We start from the raw sequence: 20,152 nt of genomic DNA, 5'->3' as shown, positions 1-20,152 counted from the left end.
ATCGTGCGTCCACCGACGGATACTGGCTGTGTCGTCATCGGTATCGTCTCATGCCGAGAGATCGACCCGTCTGAGCCGTCGGGCGTTGATCGCGACGATGATCGTCGAGAGCGACATGAACACCGCACCGATTGCCGGCGACAAGAGGATACCGATGGGCGCGAGAATCCCGGCGGCGAGCGGGAGCGCAACGACGTTGTAACCCGTCGCCCAGACGAGGTTCTCCTGCATCTTCCGGTAGCTCGCCTTCGAAAGTCGGATGAGGCGCACCACGTCGAGCGGGTTGTTGTCGACGAGGATGATGTCGCCCGACTCGATAGCGACGTCGGTCCCGGAGCCGATAGCAATACCGACGTCGGCTCTCGTCAGGGCTGGGGCGTCGTTGACGCCGTCGCCGACCATCGCGACGAGTTTGCCCTCGGACTGAAGCGCTTCGACCTTCGTGTCCTTCTCCTCTGGAAGCACCTCCGCGAAATACTGGTCGATGCCGAGTTCCTCGGAGACCGCACGTGCGACGTCCTCGGAGTCTCCAGTGAGCATCGCCACCTCGATGCCCATTCCATGGAGCGCTTCGATGGCCTTGTGGCTCTCCTCACGAATCACGTCCGCGAGGGCGAACGCCGCCACGACCTCGGATTCGTCTCTGATGAGGTAGATGACGGTCTGGGCGTTCGAACCGGCTTCCTCGGCGAACGACACGAGTTCGTCAGATCGATCGATATCGAGTCTCTCGATCAGGTTCGGCCCGCCAAGGTGGACCGTGTCGCCGTTGACGACGGCCCGAACGCCGAGCCCACGGAGGTTCTCGAAGTTAGAGACGCTGGCTCGCTGGACACCACGTTCCTCGGCTGCGGTTCGGATGGCACGCGCGATCATGTGCTCGGAGTCGCCCTCGACGCCGGCAGCGATCTCGAGTGCTCGCTCTTCGTCCCAGTCGGCTGCCGTCTGGATGCCGACGACGCCCTGTTCGCCCTTTGTGAGCGTCCCCGTCTTGTCGAACATCACCGTATCGAGATTCCGTGCCTCTTCCATCGCGATCCGGTCGCGGATGAGCATCCCGTTCTGGGCAGCGGTGGAGGTGTTGATGGCGACGACTAGGGGGACGGCAAGGCCGAGCGCGTGGGGACAGGCAATAACGAGGACTGTGACGACCCGTTCGAGGACGGCGATCTCGAAGCCGACCGCGACGACCCACGCGACGGCCGTGATTGCGGCGACACCGAGTGCGATGTAGAACAGCCACCCGGCCGCGCGGTCGGCGAGCAACTGCGTACGGGACTTCGACTTCTGGGCCTCGTCAACCAAGCGCATGATTCCCGCGAGGGTCGTCGCGTCGCCGGTCTTCGTCACTCGAACGCGGAGACTTCCGTCCTGATTGACCGTCCCCGCGACCACTTCGGAGCCGGGTTCTTTGTCAACGGGCCGGGACTCGCCCGTAATCATCGACTCGTCGACCGAAGACTCGCCCTCGGCGACCTCGCCGTCGGCGGGAACCGACGCCCCCGGACGGACGAGCACGACATCTCCTTCACCGAGCTCGGAAACGGGGACTTCCTCGGTGTCTCCACTCTCGGTGACGCGCTCGGCGGTGTCGGGCATCAGTTTCGCCAGTTCGTCGAGCGCGCCGGAGGCCTGCCGGACCGAGCGCATCTCCATCCAGTGGCCCAGCAACATGATGTCGATCAGGGTGACGAGTTCCCAGAAGAACGGCGTCGTCCCTGGGAGGAACAGACTCGCCATCGAGTAGACGAACGCGACGGTGATCGCGAGCGAGATGAGCATCATCATCCCCGGCTCGCGGTTTTTCAGTTCCGTCCGGGCCATCGAGAGGAACGGGACGCCACCGTACGCGAAGACGATCACCGAGAGGACTGGCACGATCAGGCTACTGCCGGGGAATGCTGGCGTAGTGTAGCCGAAGACGTCCTGAATGAACTCGCTGAAGACGATGACCGGAACCGAGAGCACGAGCGACACCCAGAACCGCCGACGGAACATCCCTTCGTGGCCCGAGTGGTCGGTGTGCGCGCCGTGGCCGTCGTCGTGGTCGTGACCGGACGGTCCGTGGTCATCTTCGTGGCCCGCCCCCCGGTCGGCCGATGCGTGGTGTTCGTGGCCCTCGTGAGCGTCCACTTCTCCCGGCTCTCGCTCGGAGGGGAGCGACTCGGCATCAGTGCTCCGCCCTGACCCGTCCGCCTCCAGCCGACAGAGTCGGCAACAACTCGGTGCCCGTTCGTACTGTTTCGGGGGCTGCGATTGGGGTGGCCGCTTCTCTCCGCTGTCGTGGTGGTCGTGATTCGTCATGGCTTGTTGTTGATGTTCACGTATCATGATGGTGTCCCCCACTGTTCCGGCGTAGGACTTGGATAGGGTGCTCTCCGAAATGTGGGAGCCTCCCATCGGTTCGATCGCTGGGCGGGGATCTGTCCCTCACCGATTTTCCGGATACTCGGCAATCTCGTAACGAGAGAACGACGCCTTCGACAGCGCTGGGCGGCGTCGTTAGACTGCCCTTGCGACGAGGGGACAGTGGGGGGGATTACCATCAACCGTTCATCGTCACCTGCTGATAGGAACGACGGGACGATATAGCCGAGAGGCGATTTGCTGGGTCGGCAAATCGTGGTCGGACGCGACTATTCGTCGGTGAGCAAGCGACGGAGCACGAGATGCAGGATGCCGCCGTTCTCGACGTACCGGACGGCGGCAGGCGTGCCGACCTGCGCGGTGACCGGGAACTCGACGGTCGAGCCGTCGGCGCGCTCGGCGACGGCGGTGAGCTCCTCGTTCACGTCGAGGCTGTCGTCGAGACCACGGATAGCGACGTGTTCGGAGCCGTCGAGACCGAGCGATTCCCAGGAGTCCCCGTCGGCGAACTGGAGCGGGAGGACGCCCATCCCGACGAGGTTGTCGCGGAAGATGCGTTCGTAGCTCTCGGCGATGGTCGCCCGGACCCCGAGGAGGTCGGTCCCCTTCGCGGCCCAGTCGCGGCTCGATCCGGTGCCGAGCTCCTCACCGGCGAACACGACGAGTGGCGTGTCGGCCTCGCGGTACCGCTGGCTCGCCTCGAAGACCGTCGTTTCCTCGCCGGTCGGCTGGTGGATCGTGTACCCGCCTTCGACGCCGTCGAGCATCTCGTTCTCGATGCGGACGTTGGCGAAGGTGCCGCGCATCATCACTTCGTGGTTCCCCCGGCGTGCGCCGTAGGTGTTGAACTCGTGGGGTTCGACGCCCTGGTCGACGAGCCACTCGCCGGCAGGCTGCTCTCGAGAGAACGGCCCGGCCGGGCTGATGTGGTCGGTCGTGACGGTGTCACCGAGTAGCATCAGGGTACGAGCGTCCTCAATGTCGCTGACGCCGGGCTCCTCCAGCGGGAAGTCTTTGAAGAACGGTGGCTCGCGGATGTACGTCGAGGACTCGTCCCACTCGTAGACGTCTCCCGTGGGTGCGTCGAGGGCCTCCCAGCGTTCGTCGCCTTCGAACACCTCGGCGTACTTCTCCTCGAACATCGAGGCATCGACGCTGTCGTGGACCGCCGCGTGGATCTCGTCGGCGTCGGGCCAGATGTCTGAGAGGTAGACCGGCTCGCCGTCCTCGTCGGTGCCGAGCGGATCGCGTTCGAGGTCGATGTCCATCCGCCCGGCGAGTCCGTAGGCGACGACGAGCGGTGGGCTGGCGAGGTAGTTTGCTCTGACCTTCGGGTGGATGCGCGCTTCGAAGTTCCGATTACCCGAGAGGACGCTCGCCGTCCAGAGGTCCTCGGCGTCGATGGCCCGCTCGATGGGTTCGGGGAGCGGCCCTGCGTTTCCGATGCAGGTCGTACAGCCGTAGCCGACGACGTTGTAGCCGAGGTCTTCGAGATACGGGAGCAAGCCGGACGCTTCCAGATATTCGGTGACGACGCGGCTGCCGGGCGCGAGGCTGGTCTTGACGTACTCGGGGACATCGAGGCCGCGCTCGACGGCGTTGCGCGCGAGTAGGCCTGCAGCGAGCATCACGGACGGATTCGACGTGTTCGTACAGCTGGTGATAGCGCTGACGACGACGCTTCCGTGTCTGATTTCGGTCGTCTCACCGTCGAGGTCAACCTCGACCGTGTCGTTTAGTTCGCCCACGTCCGGTTCCGGGAGGTCGGCGTCGGGGCGGTCGTCGGCAACGCTGCTCTCGCCGAGCCAGCGCGTGAGCGCGTCCTCGTCGATTTCGTGGAGATCGTCCTCGAATTCGCCGTGAACCAGCCCCCGGAAGTGGGTCTTCATGTCGCCCATCGGGACGCGGTCCTGCGGACGCTTCGGCCCGGCGAGGCTGGGCGTAATCGTCGAGAGGTCGAGTTCGACCGTCTCCGTGTACTCGGGGTTCTGTTCGCCGAACAACCCCTGAGCGTCGAGGTACTCCCGGACGAGTTCGATATGCTTCTCGTCGCGCCCTGTGAGTTCGAGGTAGTCGAGCGTCGCTTCGTCGACGCCGAACATCGAGATGGTCGAGCCCTGTTCGGGGGCCATGTTCGCGATGGTCGCGCGGTCGGGGACGGTGAGGTTCGAGACGCCCGGTCCGAAGAACTCGACGAAACGGTCGACAACGCCCACCTCACGGAGCTGCTCGGTGACGTGGAGGACGAGATCCGTGGCAGTGGCCCCCTCAGGAAGCTCGCCCGTCAGTCGGACGCCGACGACTTCGGGGAGCTTCATCGTGATGGGCTGGCCGAGCATGGCGGCCTCGGCTTCGATGCCGCCGACGCCCCAGCCGACGACGCCGATGCCACCGATCATCGGCGTGTGGCTGTCCGTGCCAACGAGCGTATCCGGGAGGAGCCAGTTTTCGTCGTTCTGCTCGCGGGCGTGGACGACCTGCCCCAGATATTCGAGGTTCACTTGGTGGACGATGCCGGTGCCCGGCGGGACGACGCTGAAGTCGTCGAACGCCTGCTGGGCCCACTTGAGCGCGCGATACCGCTCGCCGTTGCGTTCGTACTCCAGTTCGACGTTGCGCTCGTAGGCGTCCTCGCTCCCGAAGAAGTCAACCTGGACGCTGTGGTCGATGACGAGGTCGATGGGCACCTCCGGCTCGACGATGCCCGGGTTCTTCCCCTGTCGGTCGACCGCCGATCGGAGTGCTGCGAGGTCGACGACGGCGGGGACACCGGTGAGATCTTGCAGGACGACTCGCGAGGGCGTGAACGGGAGTTCGACATCTGGGACGTCTGGTTCCCATGAGGCGGCGTTGCGAACGTCCTCGGCGGTGATGGTCTCGCCGTCGACGTTGCGGAGGACGGATTCGAGGAGGACGCGGATGCTGACGGGGAGGCGGTCGAGTTCACAGAGTCCCGCCTCTTCGAGGGCGGTGAGGTCCGCCATCTTGTAGGTGGTCTCGTCGAACTCGAACTCGCGAACCGCGTCGAACGGGGTCGGATCGGACATACCTTCTGCTACGGTCACCCGACTCTTGAATCGTCCCCCGAAAGGGTGTGTACTGTCGTCGATAGTCACAGAATACGGCCGACTGCTGCCGTGATCGACCCGACCTCGACCACACGAATCCCTTGAATCGCTACGTCCGAAGTGTCGCCAGCAGGAACGAGCAGTTCGCTCGCGCCGAACGCTCGCGCTGCACGGGCTTTCGCTTCGATTCCCCCGGCCGGTAGCAGCGTCCCCTCGTCGTCGACGATGCCCGTGATGAGCGTCTCTCGGGGAGTGGCTGCTGGCGGAGGCTGGCAACGAGGGCGACCGTGAGCCCGGCCTCCCAGCTCTTGCCGCGGAGTGCGAGTACGTCGGCGTTCGGCGGTTCGAACGTGACACGGGTCGCCGTCTCGGCGAGCGAACCGCCGGTAAGCCGGGTCGCCGTCTCCCTCGCTTCTCGAAGTGCGAGCTGGAGGTCGTGACGAACCTCGACGCCCGCCAAGTCGACGAACAATTCGCCGTTGCCCGCCGAGAACTCGAACTCGATCGGGACGACGAGCCCGCCGTCGGAGGCGTCGACTGCCGGGAGATAGTACCGGACGCCAGCGGGAAGCGCTGCCCTGCCTGCGAGCGTCGCCAACGACTGGAATCCTTCTCCCGACCGCGTGAGTCCGAACGCCACACCGGCCCCGCCGATGCCCCCGATACCGAGGCCGGCGAGGAATCCCCGCCGCGACAGAACCGTCTCTTCGATCCGACCGACGACATCGCTCTCAGATTCGGACGGGATTCCGGTGCCGGTGGAGTCGTCGGGAGGCATGGACGGTGTATCACCCGGAGTTTGATCGAAAGCTACGCTAGTCAATAACAGCCATGCAATAATAAATTCTCTTCGCTGGGATGAGCCGCTCCGGGACGGGTAGGCATATCCCAGTTGCTCTCCGAGTATCTGAACACGCGCCGTTGTGAACTATGATGTATCGATATCGGTCACTCGTCGGCATCATGGCCGTGAGCGCCGTCGTAACCGGGATCGGCGTCTGGCTGGCCTACCTGTTCGAGCTTGCTCTCCTTCGGGTGACGCCAGTCACGACGTGGGCCCTACTGGTCGGGCTCGTCGAGGAGGGAGTCGTTCGACTCGTCCCGCTGATCCTCACGTTCTACGCGTGGAGCTACTGGCGAGGCCGGCTCCTCTCGAAGACCGAGGGGTTCCTCGCCGCCGTAAGCTCCGGGCTCACCGTCGCCGTCCTCGAACTCGTGCTCAAACTCGAGTACTTGACGCGCTTCGAGACGGCTGCCCAGTTCGATTCGCTCGTCCTCCCGCTGGTGTTCGTTCACTTGCCGTTCGCGCTGGTCGCCGGACGGTTCGCGTACGCTCTTGGTGAACGGATACACGGGACCGGTGAAATCGGTGTCCCGTCGCTCTCCCGGCGAACTGTGGTACTCCTCGCGCTCGGCTATCTCGGACTCGCGCTGGCGCACATCGGGTACAATCTCCTCATCCGCTGAGAGACGCTCGAACCGAGGGGAGCAGAGCGAGCACGACGATGGCTATCCCCTGTACCAGATGCGGATACTGGAATCGTTTCCCGAAGCCGATGATGGCGCCTTCGACGAGCACCCAGACGATGAGGGCTGCGCCGACGGAGAGGGCCGCCGGCCACGCCCACCGAGAGCCACGATAGAGCCCATACAAGACTACCAGCGGATAGACACCTAGCACCGTGAACAGGATGATGCCGGGCAGTAGAAAGCTCTCGAACGGCGATCCACGGAGGAGTGTCGTCGAGAGCCCGATGATGTCACCCGACGGGGCGAGTACGAACTGGCCACCACCAGCGACGCCAGAGATTCCGAGCACGCCAACGAGAGCCATCAACACCCAGACGGCAACGGGTGGAGCGCACGACTCGGTTGCCTGTCTCCAGTCCATACGGTTCTCATTCCCTCTCGACGACAATAGCCAGTTGTGACCCTACAGCCGAGAACTCAAGAAATGCGCAGTCTCAGTGGTCGTCACCGAGTGCCGTGCTGACCATCTCGTTGAGTTCGGCGAGCTTCTCACGGACTTTCTCGGGCTTGTCGGCGGGCGGCTCTTCGAGGGCGACCTGTTCGTGGGGGTCGGGCTCGCCGACGATGACGCTGCCGATCATTCCGAGCGTCTCGTGGGGCGTACAATAGTAGTGGTAGACGCCCTCGGTCTCGAAGGTGTGCTCGAACGTCGCCCCCTGCTCGGAGACGATACCACTGTCCCACGCAGTAGCGCCGTCGGGGGCGAGCTGGGGCTGGTCGTTGTCGGGGTGGTAGGCCGTCGTCGAGTGGCTCCCGCTCTCGTTGGTCCAGGTGACGGTTCCACCGACGTTGACCCGCACGACGTGCGGCTCGAAGTGGTAGCCACCGTCTTCGGTGATCATCGCGACCTCGGCGGTGTCACTCGGCGCACCGACCGCCTCGTCGTGTCCGTCTTCTCCGTCGTCGTGTCCGCTCTCCTCGTCGCTGTGTCCCGACTCCGATTCGTCGGTCGGCGTCTCGGTCGTCGACCCGCCACCGTCGTTTTGCGCCCCGGTACAGCCTGCGAGTCCGACGGCCGCCACGCCAGCTGTCGCCTGAAGCATCCGTCGCCGCGTGAGTGAGTCGGTCATAGCATCGGTCACCTTGCACGTGAGCCTACACAGGCTGGTCATATAGACCGGCACGCAGATTTGCTGGGTCAGCAAATCGGCGTTTCTTTATATACTCCTCCGAAGGAAGGTATGTTGTGAGCGAGGAGCGGGACACCTCGGCGATCTTCGCCATCCTCGACGACGACTATGCACGCGCGATCCTCGAGGCGACGCGTCGAGAGCGACTATCAGCGAAGGCGCTTAGCCGAGAGTGCGATATGTCCGTCTCGACCGTGTCCCGCCGGGTCAACACACTACTGGAGCACGACCTGCTTACCGAGCACACGCACGTCGACCCCGACGGCCACCACTACAGCGAGTACGAAGCCCAGCTCAACCGCGTCGATGTCCAGCTCCTCGAGTCGGGGTTCGACGTTCGCGTCGAACTGCGAGAGGACGCCGCCGACCGCTTCACGCGCATCTGGGACGAAATGAGAAACGAGTAACCATGCACGCTGAACTCATCATCGCGAAGTTCGTCACGATGGTCCTCGGGTTCCTGATCGCGTATCAGGCCTACCGGGGCTACCGTCGCAATCACAGCCAGCCATTGCTCTACGTCGCCATCGGCTTCGTGTTCGTCAGCTTCGGTGCCGTCATCGAAGGCATCCTGTTCGATGTGATTGGGCTTCCGTTGTCCGATGCCGCGGCCATCGCCACGGGGATCGTTGCCGTCGGCATGCTCACGATCCTGTACGCACTGTACGGTGGCTCGAAGGAAATGGGGGGATAATCGATGGTCGACACGGTCACGGCGATCCTCGTGTTCGTGCGAGTGCTCGTCCTCGTGCTCGGTGTGTTTATCACCTACTACAGTCTCCAAGCGTACCGGCGAACGGGAACCCCGTATATGCGGAACGCAACGCTCGGGTTCGGTATCATCACCCTCGGCGTGTTTCTCGAAGGCGTGCTGTTCGAGTTCGCCGGGTTTGATCTTGCCGTCGTTCACATCATCGAGTCGGTCGCAATCGGGCTCGGCTTCCTCGTCTTGCTGTTCTCGCTCCGGCAGTAGCTCTCTCCGTAATGTGTTGTCACTCATCACGACGCAACCGATATAACCGTGCCCGTACAATATTGCATAGAATGTCCTATACACTCCAAACAACGCTCGATGGGGAGTTCGAAAGCGTGGTCGAGAGAACGGTCGCGGCGCTCGAAGACGAAGGGTTCGGCGTCCTCTGTGACATCGACGTTCGGGAGACACTCAAGCAGAAGCTCGACGAGGAGTTCCGCAACTACCGCATCCTCGGCGCGTGTAATCCGCAGCTGGCACACGACGCGCTCGAAGAGGAGCTCGGTCTCGGTGCGCTCCTGCCGTGCAACGTGGTCGTCTATGAGACCGACGAGGGTGACATCGCCGTTCGGGCCGTGGACCCCAAACAGTTGGTCGGCGTCGCCGACAACCCGGCACTGGACTCGGTCGCTGAGGAGGTTCACGAGCGATTCGAGCGCGTGCTGACCGCCGTCGACAGAGCGGGGAACTGACGATGTCAGACGCGAATCAGCGCGATCTCACGACGATACTACTCGTCCTCTTGGGCGTGCTCGTACTCTGGCCCGTCCTGATGATGGGGTTCGGTGGGATGGGTATGATGGGCTACGGCGGGATGGGTGGCTTCGGTGGCATGACAGGTGGTCCGTACGGTGGAAGTGGCGGCTTCGGGCTCGTCGGTTTCGGCCTGCAACTCGTCTTCCTGCTCGTCCTGCTCGGCGGGGGATACGTCCTCGCTCGTCGTTTGCTGAATCAGCGGGAGTCACACGATTCGGCGCTGGAGGAACTTCGCATCGCCTACGCCCGGGGCGACCTTTCCGACGAGGAGTTCGAAACGCGACGGTCGAAACTCCGAGCCGATGAGTGAGTTCTCACGATGACTCCCCGTCGCCGCCGTGAATTTCTGCTAGCGGCCGGTGGTGCGGTCGCAGCGCTGTCCGGTTGCGTCTCTCCCGGATTCCCTGGGAGCGATGGTGACGCCGACGTCACCGTCTACGTCGGGTCGTACCACTGGGGGTTCGTCCTCCTCGACGAGACTGGCACCGAACGCGAAGAGTGGGCCTTCGACCGCGGCACTGTCGTCGACGTCGTGGCGTTCAACACGAGCGCGGAGACCGCATTGGGAGCCCTGCCGTCGGCCGTCCGCGAGGGTGTTCCTGACCACGAGACGCTCGAGGAACGGAACGAAGACCGGATTCCGGCTCCCACGACCGGCGATTTCCACGACGCGCTCGAAGACGCGAACGAGCGCTATCCCGACCACAGCCTCGCCGTGATGCCGTCCGGTCGAAACATGGGCGGCGGGATGGGTGGGATGATGCTGCATCCGATTCCGCTCCCGGCGGATGCGACCACCCCGACGACCGCCCGGCTGAGAGCTTCCGAGCGCGGGGATTACACGCTTAGCTGTCTCACCGACTGCGGATACGGTCACCCGTACATGGAACGCGACGGCGCATTCGTCGTTCGGTGAGCGGGATCTGAGGGGCCGCTTGACGCGGACGGCGGATCGTCCCCGCTCCCGAGATGTAGACGTTCAGAAACTCGACCAAGGGTCCCCGTTCGCGACCGAACCAGACGAGCATAGTATTGCCTCGTTCATACAAACGCTTTTTCGCCCGAACGACCTATCGGGCCGTATGGCGAACTCGATGAGCGAACTTCTTCGGCAGGATATGACCTGCGACGGCCTGTTGGAGTGCTTTCACGGGCTGAAGGAACTCGACAAGGACGTGTTCCGACTGCTGACGGAGAGTGACGAACCGCTGACCGTCGACGACGTTGCCGAGCGAATCGACCGGGAACGGTCGACGGCGTATCGGTCAGTGCAACGGCTCATGCAGACGGGATTCGTGCAGAAGACGCAGATAAACTACGAGCAGGGCGGCTACTACCACGTCTACCGACCGACAGACCCGGACGAGATCGCCAACGAGATGCAGCGCCTGCTCAACGACTGGTACGCCAAGATGGGACAGTTGATCGGAGAGTTCCGCGACCAGTACGAGGGGTCGGTTCCGGAATCAGCTGCCGTCGAACAGTAGCTTCGTCGCGTAGCGCCAGCACGGCAGTGAGTGGCTATCCCGAGCGTCGGGTCGTCAACACCGGCACATCAGAGCTACGGAGCACCCGCTCGGTGACGCTTCCGATGAGCTGTCTGGACAGGCCAGATCGGCCGTGTGTTCCCATCACGATGAGGTCAACGTCAGTATCGGCTGCATACTCCTGTATCGCCCGATGGGGGACCCCGTGACGGACCTCGGTTACTGCAGGGACGTTCGCTTCTTCGGCCTTCGACTCCAACTCTTCGAGGACGTTCGTGCCGTGATCTTCCAGCACCTGCTGGAGGTCGGTCCACGTACTCCCCGGCCGTGACGCGTAGGCACGCCGGTCGACGACGTAGAGGCCGTGCAGCGTCGCACCGTAGGTTCGTGCGATATCGACGGCTCGGGCGACGGCGGCCTGTGCCGGTTTGCTCCCGTCAGTCGGCACGAGAACGTCGTCGAACTGTACGGGTTGTTGCGGTTCAGTAGCTGGATCGGTTTTTCGCGCGTTCACACAGAGCACGGGAACGTCGAGGGTTCGGACGATCCGCGTCGTGACGCTGCCGAGGAGGAGGCGGTCGAGGCCGGTGTGCCCGCGCGTTCCCATACTCACGAGGTCAATGTCGTTGTCGTCGACGTACGATGCGATCTCACGGGCGGGGATGCCGCGACGAACTTCCGTCTTGGCCTGAACCCCTCTGTTAATCGCCCGATCAGCGATCCGCTGTGTGGCGTCGTCGCCGGCGGCGTGCCACGATTCGGGAAGTGACTCGTCGTCCAGAGCGGTCAGCTCGAGTTTTCGCTCGACCGGCGAGCTATCGACGACGTGGAGCGCGTGAACGGTGCAGTCGTAGTGCTGTGCGAGGTCGAGCGCGTACTCGACAGCCGGTTCGACGTGGTCGCTTCCGTCCGTCGGAACGAGGATGTGGTCGTACATGCGTTGTGTTGCCGATTTTGGTGGCCGTTTTTGGCGATACTACGAGGGTCGGCTCCGACTCGATGCAGCCGCTACCGTTGGGCGAACACGTTGTAGAGCCACGCGACGCTGTAGGTGAACACGAACGTGATGATGACCGCCTCGATCACGCCCGCGACCGTGCCGACGACCGTGGGCTCGAAAAACAGGTGCCACTGCTCCATCATGCGGACGGCACCCTCGTAGACGCCGACGGCGCCGAAGACGCCGAGCAGCACCATCACGGCTGCTGCAACGATGGCTCCGGCCGAGGCGAGTGCAATCGGGTTCAGTTCACGGATCGGTCCCGGAGACGATTCGGCACGGTTGGTGGCGTTGGTCGTCGTGCTCATGACTAGAGATACGGGGGCATCGTTCAATGCGATTGTTGTTACGATTCGAAAGCGACCGTTCGAGAGGTGGATGGGCACGTCTCTGTAGAAGAGACGAAAAGAGGGATCCAGTTCGCGTACTCACCCGAGGAAATAGCGCAGCCACGGATTGGACTGGACTACATCGAGTCGTTCGAGGTAGGCGTCGAGGCCGAGGATTCGACCTGCACCGAACGCGCCCAGGCCGAACAGGAGAACGGCGTACACGATGTGGTCGTCGACGACCCAGCCGTGAGCGACCGGCAAGCCAGCCAGCAGTCCGCCGGTGAGGGCCGCCAGCCAGTAGAACAGCATCATCACGGCACCCCAGAAGGCGCTCCACCGAACGAACGCGCCGAGAATGAGCGCCAACCCGGTCAGCGTGAGTCCCCACATGTTCAGCTGGTCGATCAGCGGATTGCCGGCCATACTCGCCCAGAAACCCATCAACGGGTTGCCCTCGGGGACAGCGTTCATCAAGAAGCCGGCGGCGGTCCAGTTGTTCGACGGGTCCGAATCGAGGTACGTGACGAGTTTCGTGACGCCGCCCTGGAAGAGCGTCCAGCCCATGACGATCCGGAGGAGGAACAGCGAGTAGCCAACCCAGTGTTCCGAGTAGTCGAACGTGACCGAGCGACCGAAGAGTTCCGTTTCGAGCGTTTCTGTCGTAGACATAGTTCAGTTAGACATGACACGCCCATGATTTATTTCGATTGCTCTTATGCCAATACGACTTTTCGGGTGTGATATTCTTCGAATCGAAAGTGAACGGATAGCCAGAGACGGTTGAACTGGCTCAGAATAATCCTGTGATGAATCCGAGCCCCATCACGATCAACACGATTGCCGAGAATAGTGGGAGATACGGGGTATACTGTTCGACTTTCTCCTCGTAGTTCTCGTAGCCGGCAACCAACAGCATCGTCAAGCTAACGATACCGAAAATCACCGTTATCGCGTACGCACTCATCAGCTCGAGACAGTAGTCCGAGCCCGCACACAGAGCGATGATTTCGAACTCCTCCTCGTGGGCAAATCCGAGGACGAACGCGAACCAGGCGATTCCGAGAAGTCCCCGGTCGGCCGCTTCGTCACGCTCATCGTGCGAATGGCCGTGGGAATGCCCCCCGCTCGTGATCAGACCCTTGAGCCGACCGTACAGCCCAGAATCGGTCTCCGAGTGACTGCCGTGATCGTGGGATTCGCCTTCGTGGTCGTGGTCCTCGTGTCCATCGTCGTGCGACGCCGCGTCGTGGGAATGACCGTCGCCATGTGAATGACCTGTGTACTCACGGATACCCAGGAGGATGAGCAACACACCGGCGACGAGACTCACCGGACCGCCGATTTGGACCCCACCGAGGATCGTGAGCGGTTCGTTGATCTGCGTGAGATTGAAATACGATTTCGCATAGAAGAAGACGGCGACCATCGCGAGACTGCTGATCAGGTGTCCGATGCCGAGGATGAAACTCGAAGCGAGTCCGTAGAACCACTTGTTCGTCTGGTCGAGCGCATAGGTGGCGGCGACCGGCCATCCGTGTCCCGGCTCGATACCGTGGATCGCTCCGAGCAGCACTGCCCCGAGTAGAAGCCCAAACGCCTCGCCGTGTAACATCGTCTGAAAGAAGGGCAGTCTGGCGGTTAACGGCTGTTATGGTCGATTCGGGGAGGGCGTAATAACCGTTCATAAGTTAGCAGGAGCCGAACTGCCGCTATGCGTACGAGTCTCAACATCCCACAGGAGGTACTAGATGCGTTCGACGAGACGTGGAAAGCGGAAGGTATGGAATCGCGGTCTCGTGCCGTTCGTGAAGCGATCCAGGAGTACACCGAGCGCCACACCCAGCTCGAAGCGATCGACGGCGACGCCGTAGCAACGATTGCATTCGATTACGAACACACCCTCGTCATCGGCAATCTCCACACGGTCCAACACGACTTCGAGGACGTGATTAACACGATGCAGCATATGCACCACGGAGACTGGTGTCTGGAGACGATTTTCTGTACTGGCTCGGCAGCGCGGATTCGAGAGTTGGTCTATCACCTCCGCGATTTCGATGCCGTCGGCCGTGTGAACGTGATGTTCCTCCAGCCCGTGAGCGATCAGGAATAGGGGCAGTGTCGACTCCGTACGCGTGTCGGGAACCGGACGGCACGTCCGAAGGATGTTCCGACCGGCGTCGTACGCACGACCATCAACACATCTACCGATAGCCGAGAGATACTGTGGTCCGCAACCTACGCGGTCCGGATCGGAGTTGCGGATTCCAGCCGCTCTTTGAAGAAGACGAGCTCCTTGTTCGTGTGATCGTAGAGTTTCGCCTTTCCGTCGAGAGCGGTCGTGAACAACCACTTCAGGAGACGCCCGCGCCGGGAGTTCGGGAAATCCATCCAGACCGCATGTGACATCCGGGTGCCGTCGTCGGTCTTATCGAGACGAATCGTGCCGCCCTCGGGGATTCGAACGGTGACCAGCCCGCGGAGCATCGGATAGTACGCCGTCCCCGTCCAGACCGCCACGGTCGGATACTCGATGTACTGGAACCGACCGTGCAGATCGGCGTACATCCCGGCGACTTCTTCTCGTTGCTGGAACGTCGCCCCTTCACGCGGGCGGTTGTCGGGCGTGTTGTACTCGAGTCCGTAGTGCTCTTCGGGATTCGACGCCGTCCAGTTGTCGGGGTCGGTCACGTACTCCCAGATCTCCTCGGGCGATGCGTCGATGACGATTTCCGCGTTATCGGTGACGTACATAGGGCTTGCCTCCGTGTTAGAGAGTAGGGCGTCTCGTCTTATCGCAGTATCTGGCTCGAATCGTAGGAATGCGTCGGGCGGTTTCTGTGAATCGAAGGTGGAGCGGTGTCGTGTATGTCTTTCGACAAACTATCCTTTGTTCCCCACGCGTGTCCTGTTTCGGGACCTCAATAGAACACGCCTCGGACTTCAGATTCCTAAGAGAAACCGCAAAAGTCGATGCCTGTGATGGTTTACGTATGCAGGCCACGCTCGTCGACGGCATTCTCGAATCGTTGCGGATCGGGATCGGCTTTCTCTGGACTGCCGCGTGGGCGATCATCATGGGACTCGTCATCACGAGTCTCGTGCAAGTCTACGTCTCGAAAGAACGGATGGCGGAGGTTCTCGGTGATGGTGACCTGCAGGGGCTCACGAAGGCGACGGTGTTCGGAGCGGCGAGCAGTGGTTGTAGCTTCGGCGCCGTCGCCATCGGCAAGGGACTGTTCAAGAAGGGCGCGCACGCGGTGAACTTCCTCGCGTTCATGTTCGCCTCGACGAACCTCATCGTCGAACTCGGCCTGATGATCCTCATCCTGCTGGGCTGGGAGTTCCTCGTTGCCGAACTTCTCGGTGGTGTCATTCTCATCGCCGTGATGGCGCTCATCGTCCATCTGACGCTCCCGGAGAACCTCTTCGAGAACGTTCGCGAGGAACTCAGTCAGCGTGACTACGACCAGGGCGTCACCGAGGACCCGACCTGTGGGATGGAGGGGAAAGACGAGTACTCGGTCGTGACTGACGGTGGCGAGACGCTGAAGTTCTGCTCGGAAGGGTGTCTGGAGACGTATCAGCAGGAGATATCGAGTCGTGGCGGCTGGCGCGACGAACTCCTCTCGTGGGGCGGCTGGTACAAGGTCGGAAACCAGTACCGCAAGGAGTGGTCGATGATCTGGACGGACATCGTCGCGGGCTTTCTCATCTCCGGATTCGTCATCGTGTTCGTCCCGCAGTGGGTCTGGAACACGCTGTTCATTCAGGGCGACGGCCTGCTCGTGAGCGCCGAGAACGCGGTCATGGGCGTGGCAATCGCCGTACTCAGTTTCGTCGGGAGCATGGGCAACGTCCCGTTCGCGGTCGCGCTCTGGGGCGGTGGCGTCAGCTTCGCCGGTGTCATTGCATTCGTCTATGCCGACCTCATCACGATTCCCGTGCTGAACGTCTATCGGAAGTACTACGGCTGGAAGGTTATGGCCTACATCCTCGGCGTCTTCTTCGTCACGATGGCCTTCTCCGGCTTCCTGATGGAGGTGCTGTTCGACGCGCTCGATATCGTCCCGAACCTCGCGGGTGGCCAGACGGCATCCGAGCAGACGTACTTCGAACTCAACTACACGTTCTACCTCAATCTCATCGCGTTCGCCCTGTCGGGGTTCTTGCTCTACGTCTATCGTCGGGGACTGGGCGCCCCCGGGGAATACCGCGATCCGGTCTGTGGGATGCGAACCGACGACAGCGGCCCCAGCCTCACGCACGACGGCGAGACGTACTACTTCTGCTCGAAACGCTGCAAGCGGTCGTTCGAAGACCGCCCCGAGAAGTTCGCAGGGGAACAGCCACGAATCGCTGGCCCAGCATCCTCACAGAGCCACGATCACTAGCTGTACTGTCTCGTGGGACGGTCCTCGTGCTATTCCGACCCGGGTTTGCACAGTCGAATCAAAACTGCTACAGACCGTGCGAGCCGAGGTATAGATATGATGACGAGCCGCCTGATACCGAGGTGGGTGGGATGAACCGTCGACGAGCAGACCGCGTGGTCGGTATCCTCGTTGCGGCCATCGTGCTCGTCGGCGGGGCACTCAGCTGGCAGGCGTACCAACAGCAGCGGGCACTCGACGAGATGATGGGCTCGATGATGGGGACATCGATGGGGTCTGTCCACGGGACGAACCCGCTCTGGTACGTTCTCGGCACCGTTCTCGTCGCTTCTGTCGTTGGGGGACTGTATCTCACTGTCCGTGACAGTCTCCCCGAGTCAGAATCCACTGGAGCGCCTTCATCCGAGCCGTCGGACACTGCTACTGTGGAGCCTCAGGAGGAACCGACGGTCGACTCCGCCGACGAAGACTCCATCGACCCCGAAGCCAACCCACGGTCTCGTGTATTGGATCTCTTGCCCGAAGACGAGCGTCGCGTTCTCGAACCCGTGCTCACTTCGCCCGGTCTCACGCAGATCGAACTGAGAGACAGATCCGAGTTCTCGAAGAGCAAGGTCAGCCAGACCGTGACCGCACTCGAGAAGCGAGGGCTGCTCTACCGCGAACGGCAGGGTCGAACCTATCGCATCTACCCGAGCGACGAGCTGGCTGAGCGGTGAGCGTGGCATCCGCGGTTCTGGACTGTATTCCCTTCGAGGGCGGCAGATGACCTCTCATTCCTTTTCTTGGGGTCCCGGCCACTGACGCGCATCGGCTTCCACGACACCGAGTAACGCTCGCCGCCGTGGGTTCAGTTCGTCCATCGAGTCACGGTACGCTTCGTCAGAAACCGTCGGAACACCCGATTCACGAAGGACGGAGAGGTCGGGGGCTGGGGGAACCGTCTCCGATTCGGTCACAAACGATTCGCCGAGGGTGTCGAGATAGCTCCCGACAGCAGCGCGAGCGTTCACGAGCACCACTCGACTGGGTTGATGTTCCGCCGGAACGCCGAATTGCCAGAGCGTCAACGCGTCGTCGAGGGTCGCGATACTGGCGACGGCAGCGGCTTCCCGTTGTTCGGTGTAGAAGTAGTGAAGCACCGGGTACGCCTTGTGGTTCGTCGTGAGTTCGTTCAGTTCGGCGGTGAACGTGTTGAGCGGGAGTTCGACGCCCTCGAACGAGTCGCCGTCCCAACTCTCCACGACGGCGGTTTCGCCCCGGAGCCCGAGCCCGCTCACGCCCGTCGCGAACGACCGTTTCTGTGTTACTGCGTCGAGGACCGCGAGGACGTAGCTGATGCTCAGGGTGACCAACAGCATTCCACTCGCGGTGGTGAACGCGGTCGCGATCTGCCAAACACCATCTCTCGGGATGAACTCGCCGTTCCCTAGCGTGAAGAGCGAATACCCGACGAAGTAGAAACGCTCGACCCACGAAACCGGATCGCCGTCGATGGTATCTATTAGCGCGTGCTCGCCACCGGCGAAGACGAGCGTCCAGCCGACCCAGAGTAACGAGATCCACATCACCAGCCCGACTAGAACGATTACCGGGCCTGCGAGTGTCCGAGTCCACGAGCGTCGGACGCCGAGCCGGCGAAGCCCGCCCCACACTCCGGTCATCATTCGACTCGTGAGTGGTCCTGCGCCCCCCTCGACCCAGAGAGTCGTCCAGAGAAAATCGACGACAACGAGGACGAGCAAGACGAGACCAGTGACGAGATATGCAGGAGTCATCGAGGAGTACTTATTTAACAGACGTGGCTACCGAGGCTTTCCTCTAACGATTACGAGAGAGGTCCGCGCCCTCTATTGTGTTCCGGCGGATGTTCGTTCCTCACCGCGACGACCGGCAATCGGAGCGGCGTCAGTCGGCCGCTTGTGCCTGTCCCTCGGTTTGATCGCTCCTCATCTCGGCCGGGTTCTTCATCCCCTCCTTGACCCCGAAGTTGACGAGCGCGACGTTCACGGGGAAGGCGGCGAGGAAGCCCAACGACAGCGAGAACGCCAGTGCCATCCAGAACAGGAGATCACCCATGTGGGCCTCCGAGGCGAGCAGGAGATCAGCACCGATGGCGATGACCTCCATGATCGTAATCGAGGGCGTCTCGCTGTAGAGAGCGTCTTTCATTGACTCCCAGAACGCGACGCCCTCCTGCATCAGCGGGCCGACCGTCAGCGCGTAGCCGAATAGGTACGCGAACCCGAAGGTGATGGCAGCAACCCAGCCGACCGTCAGCGCGAGAATCCCCTGCGCGAGCGTGATGCCGACGACTTCGCCGGCCCCACAGCCCGAGTAGCAGTGGGCGGTGGAGCGGACGCCGCGCCGCCAGAGTGAGTCGGTGCTGATCTGGGTTCGCCCCGCGTACCAGTAGAGGCCGAGGCCGAGCGGTCCCGAGTAGAGGGCGACGAGCGTCCAGACGCCCTTCATCATCGACGGCAGCGCCTGGTTACGGTTCCGAATATCCCACAGGAGGGTTCCGACGGACGCGCCGACGAGGAGCACCCACACGGCGACGACCATCGGGTCCGACAGGATCGGTACCAAGAGCTCACGTGCCGGGTCGAACGCCCGTTCGATCTGCGTGACGAGTTGATCCAGTGGCATCGGTGTATCTCGAGAATACGAAGTATGATGCGCGGCGCACGAGGCCGGTACTGGTGCTGGCGTCTCGGTGTGTAATACTATGCGGGATTCGTTTAATGGAGTTGTGGCTAGCGAGCACAATTCAGCCACGGTTGCGTGTTTGGTATCCGAACCTCGGCCGGCTGTCCGAACCCACCGACTGAGATGCCTGAATTCGCCGCTGATGAACGAGTTTGTCCGCGATAAACGATTAGAACGCCCTATACACGTTCTCGAACGTTCTCCCGTGCGGGTTCACACCCACGTCGATAACTCCCGGGCAGTCCTACGAGTAACCGAGGAGAACGACAATGACTACCTTCAAACTCGGACGCTGGCTGCTCGTGGCGCTTGCGATCATCGGACTCGCGTTCGCCGCGCCCGTGGTCAGCGCACACGGCGAGGGATCGACTGCCGACGACGCGCCCCCGTACAACGGCACCGCAGCGGAGTGGGCCACCTGGATGGACGCGCAGATGACCGAACACATGGGTCCCGGTGCGACCGAGTGGATGGAGTCGCACATGGGCGTGACCGTCGAGGAGATGGGCCAGGACATGGCCGATAACAGCGACATGAACGGCTACGGGGAATGGGCAGCTACGGTCACTGCTGACCCGACCCTCCTCTCGTGTCGGGTATAGTATCGGACGAACACACACGGTAT

At 62.4% G+C, this 20,152-nt stretch carries 24 protein-coding genes; 12 read left to right on the top strand and 12 right to left on the bottom strand.

The window, feature by feature from the left end; translation table 11 throughout:
• Positions 1-48 precede the first annotated feature (48 nt).
• The 3 genes from C2R22_RS22925 to C2R22_RS22915 form a co-directional block, all read right to left on the bottom strand.
• Entirely contained in the window at positions 49-2,304 is a 2,256-nt protein-coding gene (locus C2R22_RS22925; protein ID WP_394342406.1) for a copper-translocating P-type ATPase, read from the bottom strand.
• Positions 2,305-2,636: 332 nt separating this feature from the next.
• Positions 2,637-5,414, bottom strand: coding sequence for an aconitate hydratase AcnA (gene acnA, locus C2R22_RS22920; RefSeq protein WP_103428077.1), 2,778 nt, complete (start codon positions 5,412-5,414; stop codon positions 2,637-2,639).
• Between the two features lie 130 nt (positions 5,415-5,544).
• Complete coding sequence (locus C2R22_RS22915; RefSeq protein ID WP_103428076.1) at positions 5,545-6,213, bottom strand: hypothetical protein; 669 nt, start codon at positions 6,211-6,213, stop codon at positions 5,545-5,547.
• A 185-nt stretch (positions 6,214-6,398) separates the two neighbouring features.
• Here C2R22_RS22915 and C2R22_RS22910 point away from each other — a divergent pair, with 185 nt between their 5' ends.
• Positions 6,399-6,902, top strand: coding sequence for a hypothetical protein (locus C2R22_RS22910; RefSeq protein WP_245903086.1), 504 nt, complete (start codon positions 6,399-6,401; stop codon positions 6,900-6,902).
• Here the strand turns inward: C2R22_RS22910 and C2R22_RS22905 are convergent.
• Together C2R22_RS22905 and C2R22_RS22900 are read right to left on the bottom strand one after the other, a co-directional pair.
• The gene (locus C2R22_RS22905) at positions 6,892-7,326 is read right to left on the bottom strand and encodes a hypothetical protein (protein WP_103428074.1); all 435 of its coding nucleotides are present in this window, start codon (positions 7,324-7,326) and stop codon (positions 6,892-6,894) included. The genes C2R22_RS22910 and C2R22_RS22905 overlap by 11 nt on opposite strands.
• A 73-nt stretch (positions 7,327-7,399) precedes the next feature.
• Positions 7,400-8,035 carry a cupredoxin domain-containing protein gene (locus C2R22_RS22900; RefSeq protein ID WP_103428073.1) on the bottom strand — a complete coding sequence of 212 codons (636 nt, stop codon included), beginning with the start codon at positions 8,033-8,035 and terminating at the stop codon, positions 7,400-7,402.
• A 116-nt stretch (positions 8,036-8,151) separates the two neighbouring features.
• Here C2R22_RS22900 and C2R22_RS22895 point away from each other — a divergent pair, with 116 nt between their 5' ends.
• The 7 genes from C2R22_RS22895 (at position 8,152) to C2R22_RS22865 (ending at position 11,092) form a co-directional block, all read left to right on the top strand.
• Entirely contained in the window at positions 8,152-8,502 is a 351-nt protein-coding gene (locus C2R22_RS22895; protein WP_103428072.1) for a transcriptional regulator, read from the top strand.
• Positions 8,503-8,504: 2 nt separating this feature from the next.
• Positions 8,505-8,789 (top strand): DUF7521 family protein, encoded by a 285-nt coding sequence (locus tag C2R22_RS22890; protein WP_103428071.1) that lies wholly within the window; start codon positions 8,505-8,507, stop codon positions 8,787-8,789.
• Positions 8,790-8,792: 3 nt separating this feature from the next.
• Positions 8,793-9,068, top strand: coding sequence for a DUF7521 family protein (locus C2R22_RS22885; protein ID WP_103428070.1), 276 nt, complete (start codon positions 8,793-8,795; stop codon positions 9,066-9,068).
• Positions 9,069-9,139: 71 nt separating this feature from the next.
• Positions 9,140-9,541, top strand: a complete 402-nt coding sequence (locus C2R22_RS22880) for a DUF302 domain-containing protein (protein ID WP_103428069.1) — start codon at positions 9,140-9,142, stop codon at positions 9,539-9,541.
• 2 nt (positions 9,542-9,543) lie between these two features.
• Complete coding sequence (locus C2R22_RS22875) at positions 9,544-9,915, top strand: SHOCT domain-containing protein (protein WP_103428068.1); 372 nt, start codon at positions 9,544-9,546, stop codon at positions 9,913-9,915.
• A 9-nt stretch (positions 9,916-9,924) separates the two neighbouring features.
• Positions 9,925-10,521 (top strand): hypothetical protein, encoded by a 597-nt coding sequence (locus C2R22_RS22870; RefSeq protein WP_103428067.1) that lies wholly within the window; start codon positions 9,925-9,927, stop codon positions 10,519-10,521.
• Between the two features lie 166 nt (positions 10,522-10,687).
• A complete protein-coding gene (locus C2R22_RS22865) occupies positions 10,688-11,092 on the top strand; it encodes a helix-turn-helix domain-containing protein (protein WP_103428066.1) in 405 nt (134 codons plus the stop codon).
• Between the two features lie 34 nt (positions 11,093-11,126).
• Here C2R22_RS22865 and C2R22_RS22860 read toward each other — a convergent pair whose 3' ends face one another.
• From C2R22_RS22860 to C2R22_RS22845, 4 genes are all read right to left on the bottom strand, one after another.
• Positions 11,127-12,029, bottom strand: a complete 903-nt coding sequence (locus tag C2R22_RS22860; protein WP_103428065.1) for a universal stress protein — start codon at positions 12,027-12,029, stop codon at positions 11,127-11,129.
• Positions 12,030-12,100: 71 nt separating this feature from the next.
• A complete protein-coding gene (locus C2R22_RS26730) occupies positions 12,101-12,400 on the bottom strand; it encodes a hypothetical protein (protein ID WP_245903085.1) in 300 nt (99 codons plus the stop codon).
• Positions 12,401-12,520: 120 nt separating this feature from the next.
• Positions 12,521-13,093 (bottom strand): DoxX family protein, encoded by a 573-nt coding sequence (locus C2R22_RS22850; RefSeq protein ID WP_103428064.1) that lies wholly within the window; start codon positions 13,091-13,093, stop codon positions 12,521-12,523.
• Between the two features lie 121 nt (positions 13,094-13,214).
• Positions 13,215-14,036: a hypothetical protein gene (locus C2R22_RS22845; protein ID WP_103428063.1), complete on the bottom strand. Its 822-nt coding sequence runs from the start codon at positions 14,034-14,036 to the stop codon at positions 13,215-13,217.
• Positions 14,037-14,135: 99 nt separating this feature from the next.
• Here C2R22_RS22845 and C2R22_RS22840 point away from each other — a divergent pair, with 99 nt between their 5' ends.
• Positions 14,136-14,537, top strand: a complete 402-nt coding sequence (locus tag C2R22_RS22840; protein ID WP_103428062.1) for a CopG family ribbon-helix-helix protein — start codon at positions 14,136-14,138, stop codon at positions 14,535-14,537.
• A gap of 125 nt (positions 14,538-14,662) precedes the next feature.
• Here C2R22_RS22840 and C2R22_RS22835 read toward each other — a convergent pair whose 3' ends face one another.
• Positions 14,663-15,178: an SRPBCC family protein gene (locus tag C2R22_RS22835; protein ID WP_103428061.1), complete on the bottom strand. Its 516-nt coding sequence runs from the start codon at positions 15,176-15,178 to the stop codon at positions 14,663-14,665.
• A gap of 239 nt (positions 15,179-15,417) precedes the next feature.
• On the opposite strand from C2R22_RS22835, the gene C2R22_RS22830 reads away from it, so the two are divergent.
• Entirely contained in the window at positions 15,418-16,818 is a 1,401-nt protein-coding gene (locus C2R22_RS22830) for a permease (RefSeq protein ID WP_103428060.1), read from the top strand.
• Between the two features lie 131 nt (positions 16,819-16,949).
• Complete coding sequence (locus C2R22_RS22825; protein WP_103428059.1) at positions 16,950-17,537, top strand: helix-turn-helix transcriptional regulator; 588 nt, start codon at positions 16,950-16,952, stop codon at positions 17,535-17,537.
• Positions 17,538-17,591: 54 nt separating this feature from the next.
• Here C2R22_RS22825 and C2R22_RS22820 read toward each other — a convergent pair whose 3' ends face one another.
• Both C2R22_RS22820 and C2R22_RS22815 read right to left on the bottom strand, forming a co-directional pair.
• On the bottom strand, positions 17,592-18,386 hold the full coding sequence (locus C2R22_RS22820; RefSeq protein ID WP_321169928.1) for a potassium channel family protein: 795 nt from the start codon (positions 18,384-18,386) through the stop codon (positions 17,592-17,594).
• A 340-nt stretch (positions 18,387-18,726) separates the two neighbouring features.
• The gene (locus C2R22_RS22815; protein WP_103428057.1) at positions 18,727-19,467 is read right to left on the bottom strand and encodes a DUF4396 domain-containing protein; all 741 of its coding nucleotides are present in this window, start codon (positions 19,465-19,467) and stop codon (positions 18,727-18,729) included.
• A gap of 329 nt (positions 19,468-19,796) precedes the next feature.
• Here C2R22_RS22815 and C2R22_RS22810 point away from each other — a divergent pair, with 329 nt between their 5' ends.
• Positions 19,797-20,129 carry a hypothetical protein gene (locus tag C2R22_RS22810; protein ID WP_103428056.1) on the top strand — a complete coding sequence of 111 codons (333 nt, stop codon included), beginning with the start codon at positions 19,797-19,799 and terminating at the stop codon, positions 20,127-20,129.
• Positions 20,130-20,152 lie beyond the last annotated feature (23 nt).

Source organism: Salinigranum rubrum (genome assembly GCF_002906575.1).
Taxonomy (GTDB): domain Archaea; phylum Halobacteriota; class Halobacteria; order Halobacteriales; family Haloferacaceae; genus Salinigranum; species Salinigranum rubrum.
The sequence above is the reverse complement of the archived record's forward strand: the minus strand, read 5'-3'. Positions and strand labels throughout refer to the sequence as shown.

What these genes read in the sequence shown, in the direction of transcription:
- C2R22_RS22865 (WP_103428066.1), top strand. Translation starts at nt 10,688, where the DNA reads ATGGCGAACTCGATGAGCGAACTTCTTCGGCAGGATATGACCTGCGAC.
- C2R22_RS22910 (WP_245903086.1), top strand. Translation starts at nt 6,399, where the DNA reads ATGGCCGTGAGCGCCGTCGTAACCGGGATCGGCGTCTGGCTGGCCTAC.
- C2R22_RS22825 (WP_103428059.1), top strand. Translation starts at nt 16,950, where the DNA reads ATGAACCGTCGACGAGCAGACCGCGTGGTCGGTATCCTCGTTGCGGCC.
- C2R22_RS22905 (WP_103428074.1), bottom strand. Translation starts at nt 7,326, where the DNA reads ATGGACTGGAGACAGGCAACCGAGTCGTGCGCTCCACCCGTTGCCGTC.
- C2R22_RS22840 (WP_103428062.1), top strand. Translation starts at nt 14,136, where the DNA reads ATGCGTACGAGTCTCAACATCCCACAGGAGGTACTAGATGCGTTCGAC.
- C2R22_RS22860 (WP_103428065.1), bottom strand. Translation starts at nt 12,029, where the DNA reads ATGTACGACCACATCCTCGTTCCGACGGACGGAAGCGACCACGTCGAA.
- C2R22_RS22925 (WP_394342406.1), bottom strand. Translation starts at nt 2,304, where the DNA reads ATGACGAATCACGACCACCACGACAGCGGAGAGAAGCGGCCACCCCAA.
- C2R22_RS22835 (WP_103428061.1), bottom strand. Translation starts at nt 15,178, where the DNA reads ATGTACGTCACCGATAACGCGGAAATCGTCATCGACGCATCGCCCGAG.
- C2R22_RS22810 (WP_103428056.1), top strand. Translation starts at nt 19,797, where the DNA reads ATGACTACCTTCAAACTCGGACGCTGGCTGCTCGTGGCGCTTGCGATC.
- C2R22_RS22900 (WP_103428073.1), bottom strand. Translation starts at nt 8,035, where the DNA reads ATGACCGACTCACTCACGCGGCGACGGATGCTTCAGGCGACAGCTGGC.
- C2R22_RS22815 (WP_103428057.1), bottom strand. Translation starts at nt 19,467, where the DNA reads ATGCCACTGGATCAACTCGTCACGCAGATCGAACGGGCGTTCGACCCG.
- C2R22_RS22845 (WP_103428063.1), bottom strand. Translation starts at nt 14,036, where the DNA reads ATGTTACACGGCGAGGCGTTTGGGCTTCTACTCGGGGCAGTGCTGCTC.
- C2R22_RS22830 (WP_103428060.1), top strand. Translation starts at nt 15,418, where the DNA reads ATGCAGGCCACGCTCGTCGACGGCATTCTCGAATCGTTGCGGATCGGG.
- C2R22_RS22870 (WP_103428067.1), top strand. Translation starts at nt 9,925, where the DNA reads ATGACTCCCCGTCGCCGCCGTGAATTTCTGCTAGCGGCCGGTGGTGCG.
- acnA (WP_103428077.1), bottom strand. Translation starts at nt 5,414, where the DNA reads ATGTCCGATCCGACCCCGTTCGACGCGGTTCGCGAGTTCGAGTTCGAC.
- C2R22_RS26730 (WP_245903085.1), bottom strand. Translation starts at nt 12,400, where the DNA reads ATGAGCACGACGACCAACGCCACCAACCGTGCCGAATCGTCTCCGGGA.
- C2R22_RS22850 (WP_103428064.1), bottom strand. Translation starts at nt 13,093, where the DNA reads ATGTCTACGACAGAAACGCTCGAAACGGAACTCTTCGGTCGCTCGGTC.
- C2R22_RS22885 (WP_103428070.1), top strand. Translation starts at nt 8,793, where the DNA reads ATGGTCGACACGGTCACGGCGATCCTCGTGTTCGTGCGAGTGCTCGTC.
- C2R22_RS22880 (WP_103428069.1), top strand. Translation starts at nt 9,140, where the DNA reads ATGTCCTATACACTCCAAACAACGCTCGATGGGGAGTTCGAAAGCGTG.
- C2R22_RS22915 (WP_103428076.1), bottom strand. Translation starts at nt 6,213, where the DNA reads ATGCCTCCCGACGACTCCACCGGCACCGGAATCCCGTCCGAATCTGAG.
- C2R22_RS22890 (WP_103428071.1), top strand. Translation starts at nt 8,505, where the DNA reads ATGCACGCTGAACTCATCATCGCGAAGTTCGTCACGATGGTCCTCGGG.
- C2R22_RS22820 (WP_321169928.1), bottom strand. Translation starts at nt 18,386, where the DNA reads ATGTGGATCTCGTTACTCTGGGTCGGCTGGACGCTCGTCTTCGCCGGT.
- C2R22_RS22875 (WP_103428068.1), top strand. Translation starts at nt 9,544, where the DNA reads ATGTCAGACGCGAATCAGCGCGATCTCACGACGATACTACTCGTCCTC.